The sequence below is a fragment of the Streptomyces sp. NPDC002835 genome, assembly GCF_053591995.1.
In genome coordinates, this window is sequence record NZ_JBSFUW010000017.1 from 141,082 (window position 1) to 148,931 (window position 7,850).

Annotated in this window: 9 protein-coding genes; 5 read left to right on the plus strand and 4 right to left on the minus strand. The window is 68.1% G+C overall.

Annotated elements, in window-relative coordinates:
- Positions 1-18: 18 nt before the first annotated feature.
- Genes ACWD01_RS20270 through ACWD01_RS20280 form a run of 3 tightly spaced genes read left to right on the plus strand, consistent with a single transcriptional unit; the run spans position 19 to position 1,132 of the window.
- Entirely contained in the window at positions 19-276 is a 258-nt protein-coding gene (locus ACWD01_RS20270) for an acyl carrier protein (protein WP_451163673.1), read from the plus strand.
- A gap of 1 nt (position 277) precedes the next feature.
- Positions 278-769 carry an SRPBCC family protein gene (locus ACWD01_RS20275; protein WP_451163675.1) on the plus strand — a complete coding sequence of 164 codons (492 nt, stop codon included), beginning with the start codon at positions 278-280 and terminating at the stop codon, positions 767-769.
- 39 nt (positions 770-808) lie between these two features.
- Positions 809-1,132 (plus strand): TcmI family type II polyketide cyclase, encoded by a 324-nt coding sequence (locus ACWD01_RS20280; RefSeq protein ID WP_356899018.1) that lies wholly within the window; start codon positions 809-811, stop codon positions 1,130-1,132.
- A 74-nt stretch (positions 1,133-1,206) separates the two neighbouring features.
- Here ACWD01_RS20280 and ACWD01_RS20285 read toward each other — a convergent pair whose 3' ends face one another.
- The 3 genes from ACWD01_RS20285 to ACWD01_RS20295 form a co-directional block, all read right to left on the minus strand.
- Positions 1,207-2,235 carry a methyltransferase gene (locus ACWD01_RS20285; RefSeq protein WP_451163677.1) on the minus strand — a complete coding sequence of 343 codons (1,029 nt, stop codon included), beginning with the start codon at positions 2,233-2,235 and terminating at the stop codon, positions 1,207-1,209.
- A gap of 53 nt (positions 2,236-2,288) precedes the next feature.
- A complete protein-coding gene (locus tag ACWD01_RS20290; protein ID WP_451163679.1) occupies positions 2,289-3,353 on the minus strand; it encodes a right-handed parallel beta-helix repeat-containing protein in 1,065 nt (354 codons plus the stop codon).
- A gap of 105 nt (positions 3,354-3,458) precedes the next feature.
- Positions 3,459-4,004 (minus strand): hypothetical protein, encoded by a 546-nt coding sequence (locus ACWD01_RS20295; RefSeq protein WP_451163681.1) that lies wholly within the window; start codon positions 4,002-4,004, stop codon positions 3,459-3,461.
- A gap of 126 nt (positions 4,005-4,130) precedes the next feature.
- Between ACWD01_RS20295 and ACWD01_RS20300 the strand changes: the two genes are divergently transcribed.
- Positions 4,131-4,595: a hypothetical protein gene (locus ACWD01_RS20300; protein ID WP_451163683.1), complete on the plus strand. Its 465-nt coding sequence runs from the start codon at positions 4,131-4,133 to the stop codon at positions 4,593-4,595.
- Between the two features lie 26 nt (positions 4,596-4,621).
- Positions 4,622-5,251: a class I SAM-dependent methyltransferase gene (locus ACWD01_RS20305; protein ID WP_451163685.1), complete on the plus strand. Its 630-nt coding sequence runs from the start codon at positions 4,622-4,624 to the stop codon at positions 5,249-5,251.
- A 110-nt stretch (positions 5,252-5,361) separates the two neighbouring features.
- Here ACWD01_RS20305 and ACWD01_RS20310 read toward each other — a convergent pair whose 3' ends face one another.
- On the minus strand, positions 5,362-7,656 hold the full coding sequence (locus tag ACWD01_RS20310) for a tyrosine-type recombinase/integrase (protein WP_451163687.1): 2,295 nt from the start codon (positions 7,654-7,656) through the stop codon (positions 5,362-5,364).
- Between the last annotated feature and the right edge of the window lie 194 nt (positions 7,657-7,850).

Genomic DNA, 7,850 nt, shown 5'->3' on the forward strand with positions numbered 1-7,850 from the left:
AAGAAGGAGAACGTCGCCATGCCGGATCGACTGAACGTCGCTGAACTGGCCGCCCTGATGAAGAAGGGCGCCGGCATCACCGTCGACCCCGACGAGATGGAGCAGCGGCCCGACACGCCCTTCGAGGTCTACGGCCTCGACTCGCTCGGCCTGCTCGGCATCGTCGGCGAGCTGGAGAACCGGTACGCCCGGCCCCTGCCGCCCGACGCGGACCGCTGCAAGACCCCGCGCGAGTTCCTGGACCTCGTCAACAACTCACTGATGGCTGGAGCCTGACATGCCCGGACACACCGAGAACGAAGTGACCATCGACGCCCCGCTCGACCTGGTGTGGGACGTGACCAACGACCTCGACCACTGGCCGCAGCTGTTCAGCGAGTACGCCTCGGTGGAGGTCCTGGAACGCGAGGGCAACCGGACCAAGTTCCGGCTGACCATGTACCCGGACGAGAACGGCCGGGTGTGGAGCTGGGTCTCCGAGCGCGTCGCCGACCGCGAGGCCCTGACGGTCACCGCCCGCCGCGTCGAGACCGGCCCCTTCCAGTACATGAACATCCGCTGGGAGTACGAGCAGACGCCGCGCGGCGTCCGGATGCGCTGGACGCAGGACTTCGCGATGAAGCCCGACGCGCCGGTCGACGACGAGTGGATGACGGCCAACATCAACCGCAACTCCCCCATCCAGATGGACCTCATCCGCAACAAGATCGAGCAGCGCGCCCGGCTCGGCCGGTCGGCGAACGACACCGCTTCCGTCAACGCGGTGTGACACGCCCGGTCCTGTGACGGCATCCGAAGGGACGCCCCCATGCACCACGCCCTGATCGTCGCCCGGATGGCGCCGGGCTCCGCCCCCGACATCGCCGATGTGTTCGCGGCCTCCGACAGCGGTGAACTGCCGCACCTCGTCGGGGTGAAGCGGCGCAGCCTGTTCCAGTTCGGCGACGTCTATCTGCACCTGATCGAGTCGGACCGGCCGCCGGGCCCGGCGATCGCCAAGCTGACGGAGCACCCGGAGTTCCGGGGCATCAGCGAGCGGCTCTCCGCCTTCGTCAGTCCGTACGACCCGCAGACCTGGCGGAGTCCGAAGGACGCCATGGCGCAGCAGTTCTACTCGTGGCAGAGCGACTGACCGGTTCCGGTCCGCCGCACAGCCGTCGGCCCCGCGGGAACCCGCGGGGCCGACGGCTTGCCTGCCGCGCGGCCTCAGCCGGGGACCACGCTCTCGAAGAGATGCAGATAGGCGTTGACGGGACGGACGTCGCCGACGGCCAGTCCGGCGTCCGCCATCCTGCTGATCATGCTGTCCTTCGTGTGCTTGGCGCCGCCCACGTTGAGCAGCAGCATCAGGTCCATCGCGGTGGTGAACCGCATCGACGGGGTGTCGTCGACGAGGTTCTCGATGACGGCCACCCGGGCGCCCGGGCGGGCCGCCGCCACAATGTTGCGCAGCGTCCTGCGGGTGCTCTCGTCGTCCCACTCCAGGATGTTCTTGATGATGTAGAGATCGGCGGACACCGGCATGGCCTGCCGGCAGTCGCCGGGGACGATGTCGGCCCGGTCGGCGAGCGAACCGCCCTCCAGCAGCCGCGGGTCGGCGGCGGCGACGACCCGGGGCAGATCCAGCAGGGTGCCCCGGATGTCCGGGTACTTCTCGAGCAGCCCGGCCAGTACGTGCCCCTGGCCGCCGCCGATGTCGGCGACCGTCTTCGCGCCGCCGAGGTCGAGCACCTCGGCGACGTCCCGGGCCGACTGCGTGCTGGAGGTGGTCATGGCCCGGTTGAACACATGGGCCGACTCCGGGGCGTCGGCGTGCAGGTAGTCGAAGAACTCCTTGCCGTAGAGACCGCCGAACACGCTGTCGCCGGTCCTCACCGCCTCGTCGAGGAGCGGCCAGGCGTCCCAGGTCCACGGCTCCGTGCACCACAGGGTGATGTACCGGAGGCTGTGCGGGTCGTCCTCGCGCAGCAGACGGGACATCTCGGTGTGGACGAACCTGCCGTCGCCGTCCTCCTCGAAGACGCCGTAGCAGCTCAGGGCGCGCAGCAGTCGCCGCAGGGCCCCGGGCTGCGCCTTCACCTCCGCCGCGAGCTCGTCCGCGGTCGCCGGCGCCTCTCCGAGCGCGTCCGCGACGCCGAGCCGTGCGGCCGCGCGCAGGGCGGCGGCGCCGGCCGCGCCGAAGACGAGTTCCCTCAGCCGCATGGCGGGCGGGGTGGTGGGGCTTGCAGTGGTCATCGCCGCATCGGTCTTTCGTGTGGGGCCGGGGCCGGTCGGCTCCGTCCGGGCGGTCAGCACAGGCCCGCGGGCTCGGACGACTGGCACATGTTCCCGGCGAAGCGGTTGCCGGTGCCCAAGGTGTCGCGGTTGGCCAGGTCGGCGGCCCCGTTGCCGAGGACCACGTTGTTCCTGATGACGTTGTCGGTGCCGGCGGCGCCCACGATGGACTTGAAGAGGACGATCCCGCCGGACATCGGGGCGGCGCCCACGTTGCCGCGGATCACGTTCCACTCCACGAGGGTGTCCTCGGTGCCGGTGAGGACGATGCCGGTGCCCTGGATCTCGGGCAGCCTGGCGGTCTTGTCGCAGTGTTTGTTGTTCTCGTGCACGCGGTTGAAGCGGACGGTCAGGGCCCCGGCCCGCGGGGTGGTCTCGTCACCGACGAGGAACGCGCCGGCGCAGTTCCCGGTGATCTCGTTGCCCTGGACCGTCAGGTTCCGCACGCGGCGGATCGTGGTCCCGATGCGGTTGTCGACCATGAGGTTGCCGGAGACGACCGTGCCCATGGTGTCGATGGCCCCGGCCTCCTGGCTGACGGTGTTCGCCACGAAGATGCCGGCGTCGCCGTTGCCCCGGACGACGTTGCTCCGCAGGACCGACCGGGTGGAGCGCTCCTGGGCGATGCCCCAGGTGCCGTTGTTCTCTGCGGTGACCTGGTGCACCGTCAGCCGGTCGGTCCGCTGGGCCCAGATGCCGTTCTTGTCGAATCCGCTGAGGACCAGGGACCGGATCTGTACGTCCTCGACGGGCTGCTTCTCGGTGCCGAGTACGCAGATGCCGTTGCCTGCGGCCGCGCAGGAGCCGGCCTCGGCGGCGGACGGCGACGGCTTGAACACCGTCCGGCTGCCCGCGCCGCGCAGGGTGAGGCCGGAGGTGGTGATCCGGACGCTCTCCGTGTAGGTGCCGGCGGCGATCTCGATCGTGTCGCCGGGTTTCGCGGCGTCCACGGCGGCCTGGACGGACTCGCCCGGCTGGACCTGGTGGGTGACGGCGGCGCGGGCGGGAGCCGCCGCGCCGAGGCCGGACACGACGAGCAGAGCCGCGCATCCGAGCAGGGTCGTTTGTCGCTTTGTCATAAAACGAAGTTATGCGCATTCGCGGCAAAATCGACACAAAACCACGCCCGGGAGAGCGTGTGTCGCGCCCACCCAGACGTGGCCCTGCGGCCATCAGAACGGCATTCAGTCCTCTTCGAAGTGGGCGTCGAGGACCGCGTCCAGTTCCTCGGCCCACTCCTTCAGGCGCCCCCTGTCCGGCGCCTCGACGTCGGCGTTGAACCAGCGGTTGGCCGCGACATGGACGGTGACCGTGAACCGGCGCCCGAAGCGGGCCGGCTTCACCTCGACGGCGCCGATCTCGGCCCACGTGAATTCCGCCGCCTGGTCGTCCAGGGTGAAGCGGACACCGGACCGGTCGGCGGCGATCGACCCACGGCGGTCGCTCGCCTCGAAGGCGGGGCCTTCGGCCGGGACGTCTCCCGGCGCGGTGTCCTGCGGGTCGGTGTCGGTGTCGGTGTCTGCCTCTGCTTCCGCCTCTGTGTCGGCGTCGGCGACTGCCGTCGGCTCGGCCTCCGGCTTCTTGCCCTCCGGCTTCTTGCCCTCCGGCTCGGCGGCCTCCTCGTTCCCCTCCTTCACGGCAGGCGGGGGCCCGGTGAGGCCCGGCACGAACGCCGGGTCCGTGCCCGCGGCGATGTCGATCTTCGGCTTCGGATCTATCTGCTGCTCCACGGCGGGCAGTATGGACGACGAACCTGTACGAGACCAATGCACCGGCGCGTCCGGCGCCGGAAGCTCGCGCTCAGCGGCGCCCCTGGCCCCGCCGGGCGGTCGAGTGATCGCTGTAGCCTCCGGGCCATGACGGCGGACACGGAGTGCCTGACGCTCACACAGAATCTGCGCCGTCGTGGGGCGATAGTGCTCGCCGGGTTCGCCCTGGTGTCGGCGCTCGCCGCCGGTTCAGGGATTGCCCTGATGCCGGTGGCCGTCGCCGTCGGCGCGGTCGGGGCCGTACTGACCGGCACGGCCGTGGCCCTGGCGTTCCGCGGGGCGGCCGGGCCGGGCCGGCGGGTGGTGCGGCTGCCGGAGAAGTGGAACCGCGGGGTGGGGCTGGTCAACGGGCTCGAGGTCGTCGCCGTCTTCGCGGTGATCGCCACGGCGAACGCGACGGGACACGCGGAACTGATCCCGCCGGGCATCTGCCTCGTGGTGGGGCTGCACTTCTTTCCGCTTCTCCGAACTACCGGGGCGTCCCGTGGTCAGGTGACAGGACGATCAGTCCTGCGGGGAAGGGGCTGGTATGGGCCCGGAGAACTGCTGTGAACGGCGCGGGTGTTAGCTTCCTTCCCGTGTTAAAACACCAGGACGAAACCAGGGCGGCCTATGACGGGGTCGTCGAACTGTATGCGTCGATGTTCTCTAATCGGTTGGAGACGCAGCCGTTCGCGCGGAACATGATCGGCACCTTCGCCGAGCTCGTGCGTGGCACGGGGAACCTACGGGCAGCCGACGTCGGGTGCGGACCTGGCCATTTGACGGCCATGCTGCACGACTTGGGGTTGGACGCCTTCGGGCTCGACCTCTCTCCGGCTATGGTTGCCCACGCCCGGCGGGCCCAGCCGGCGCTGCGGTTCGACGAAGCGCGAATGGAGGCCCTGCCGGTCGAGGACGGCGCGCTCGGCGGAGTGCTGGCCCACTACTCGATGATCCATACCCCACCTGAAGAATTGCCCGCGCTGCTCGCTGAGCAGGTGCGTGTCCTGGCACCAGGGGGCCTGCTCCTGGCGTCCTTCTTCGGAACCGAGGGGCCGGAGCCTGTCCGCTTCGACCACAAGGTGGCGCCTGCCTATAGCTGGCCGGCGGACCAGTTTGCCGAGTTGCTGGCCGGGGCCGGACTCGTCACGGTGGCTCGGTTGCTTCACGACCCAGCGTCCGAGCGGGGCTTCCTCGACACCCACCTGCTGGCTCGCCGCCCGTAGAACGTGGCGCGTGGCCGGGGTGGTGTAGATCATCCGCGTGGATGAAGCTCGTCCAAGCGCCGCGTTCTGTGGCGGTGGCCGCTGAGCACGCCGGAGTGACAGCCGTTCAGTCACGCAGGCCCCGGCGGGGTGGCCGCCGCAGTGGTGCGAGCAACGATCTCCCGGAAGGTAGGAATTCCCAGGTCGACAGACTCCTGCTTCCGGGAGATCTGGGCGTCGAGTTGGGCAAGCTTCTCCTCGGCGTGGGACAGGCTGCTCTGCAGCCCCTCGATCTCGCCGAGCCAGCCTTCCCTTTCGGCTTCCAAGATGCGCGTGAGGAGGTTGTCGCGGATTTCGACAAGTCGGGGACGCTCTGTCGCGTGGACGATCAGGACGGGGCACCGGACACAAGCGTGTTCGTGAGCACAGTCAGTTCCGTATGCGCGGCCGCAGTCGCCCAGGGCGAGCTTGCGGCGCTCAAAGTGCCCGAGAAATTCTCCCCATTCCTCAGGAGTGACGGTGCGGTATTCATCGGCAGGCCGCAGAGCCCGGCGCCGGGCGATGAACGCTCGATGTGCCTCGATGGCATCAGTGGGGTAGATCGCGGCGTATCCCATCGTCGTTCCGATGTGGTCGTGACCAGCGATGACCTGGGCGATGTGAGGTGGCAGGCCGTTGAGGATGGAGTCCGTGATGAAGATCCGGCGGAAGTCGTGGGGCTGAAAGATGAGGGGGTCACCCGCGCTGTCCGTCAGACCTGAGGCCAACAGGGTGACGTCGAGTCCCCGACGGATCGACGCTGGTGACAGCGGACGCAGGTACCCACTAGAGCGATCTTGGAACAGGAGAGGCATCGGCGGGTTCCAGACCCGTTCATAGTGGTCATAGCTACGAACAACAGGAACTCTCCCGTCCGAGCCTCGGACTCGAGAGACGACCGTACTCAATACGTCCGCCAGCTCCGGCGTGACCAAGACAAGTCGCTCTTGGTCCGTCTTCGACGGGGCGATCTGCAAGAGCGGAACGGTCTGACCGGTGGTGGGCAGCTTGTAGCTGACGATGCTGAGATGCCCCAGCTCGAGGAGTTCCTCGATGCGGATGCCGGTGTGCCGCAAGATCTCGATGGCAGCCCACGCCCAGAATGCGCTGCGCTCCTCACCAGCGAATGAGCGCCGGGTGCCCTTCGCATCCCAGGCATGGATCGGGCGCCCGTCAGCGCATTTGCTGAAGCGCGGAACCCTGAATGTCTCACCAAGCACGCTGAAATTTGAACCGAGCGGGGCAGCATTGAGTGCATCGAGACGCATCGTGGCCTCCTTCAAACGGCGGTGAGCCGTCTTCACCAGCGTGGGCAGCGCCGGCAGGCGCTCGCGAGTACGTTGGTCCATGCGTGCCTTGAGCTGCTTGTCAGCCTTTCTTCCCGAGCACTCGGCTTCGCTGATCGGGCAGGGTGCCACCCAGGCAGCCCACTGGCCGGGGTCTTCCACTGCCCACTCCGCCAGGTCCAGGTAGAAGGCTCTGACCTGGGTTTTGATTCCGATTGCACCCCGGCGTGGCTCTGTGAACTCACGAAATGAGCCGTCGGGCAGACGCTTGCGGACGGTCTTCGTAGCCAGACGGACCTTCCAGGCAGTGATCACTTCGGCAGGCAGCCGAAGAGAGTCGATGCCCGGATGATGCCGCTCCAGGTCGCCCCAGAACCGAAGTGCCAGCGAGATCGTGAGCGCCTGCAGTGTCGTGAAGTCAAGCCCTACGGACCGATGGGAGAGGTAGGCGACCAAGAGGTCGCGGATTGGACGGCACTGCAGTTCGTAGCGGTCGACAAGGTCCGCTGGGGTGAGTGGCCCGGTACGGCGCGAGATCCGGAACAGTGTGTGCGGTGCGTCTGTTGGAAAGAGACCCAAGTCGCGTAGCCAGGTGTAGGCGAGCTGGATCCGTCCATTGCTGTTGCTCGGATTCTTGTTTTGCCAGAGCAGCAGGTCGCCGACGACGATGTCCTCGACACTGCCGCCCTGGCAAGCCATGATCTCCGCAATGGTCTTCAGCCCGGACGAGATATTCGCAGCCGAGAGGTTGGTCGGCAGTGAAGCCCTCAAGCGGGCGAACCCCTCGGGGTCGCGTGTGGTCTCCAGAGCCGGCCGAAGATGCCGCGATCTTGACCCGATGAGGAACTCCGGGTCGGGTCTGACAGCATCCGCGCAGAGCAGCGCCAGCACCCCGACGAGGAGCGTTTCACGGCGAGATACTCGCCCTTCCGAGCGGGCCCAGGTTGCGAAGGCATCCCTCCACCCCTGCGACGCAATGTGCTGGCCGTGGGCAGGGCTCTTCTGCCAGCGCTGTTGCCAGGTTTCTCCCGGGTAGGTCATCAGCCAGTCGAGCAGGAGACGTGCCCCGAACATCCGATTCGCCTGGGCGCTGGTTTCCACAGCTCGTAGCGGTGGGCGAGCCAGCCGCTCAAGGACCTCTTCACGCGCGACCGAGGTCGCTTCCCACGTGCTTGGTCTTTCCCGATGCGGGAATCGGTTGGGTCTGATGCAGGTTCGGGTGACAGGTTCGGTCACGCGGCCTGGAGGGCCGGTGTGGTCATGAGGGTCTCGAATTCGATGGGGGTCAGCCGGCC

Coding starts and splice junctions, on each gene's coding strand:
- ACWD01_RS20300 (WP_451163683.1), top strand. CDS start 4,131: ATGACGGCGGACACGGAGTGCCTGACGCTCACACAGAATCTGCGCCGT.
- ACWD01_RS20270 (WP_451163673.1), top strand. CDS start 19: ATGCCGGATCGACTGAACGTCGCTGAACTGGCCGCCCTGATGAAGAAG.
- ACWD01_RS20275 (WP_451163675.1), top strand. CDS start 278: ATGCCCGGACACACCGAGAACGAAGTGACCATCGACGCCCCGCTCGAC.
- ACWD01_RS20290 (WP_451163679.1), bottom strand. CDS start 3,353: ATGACAAAGCGACAAACGACCCTGCTCGGATGCGCGGCTCTGCTCGTC.
- ACWD01_RS20285 (WP_451163677.1), bottom strand. CDS start 2,235: ATGACCACTGCAAGCCCCACCACCCCGCCCGCCATGCGGCTGAGGGAA.
- ACWD01_RS20280 (WP_356899018.1), top strand. CDS start 809: ATGCACCACGCCCTGATCGTCGCCCGGATGGCGCCGGGCTCCGCCCCC.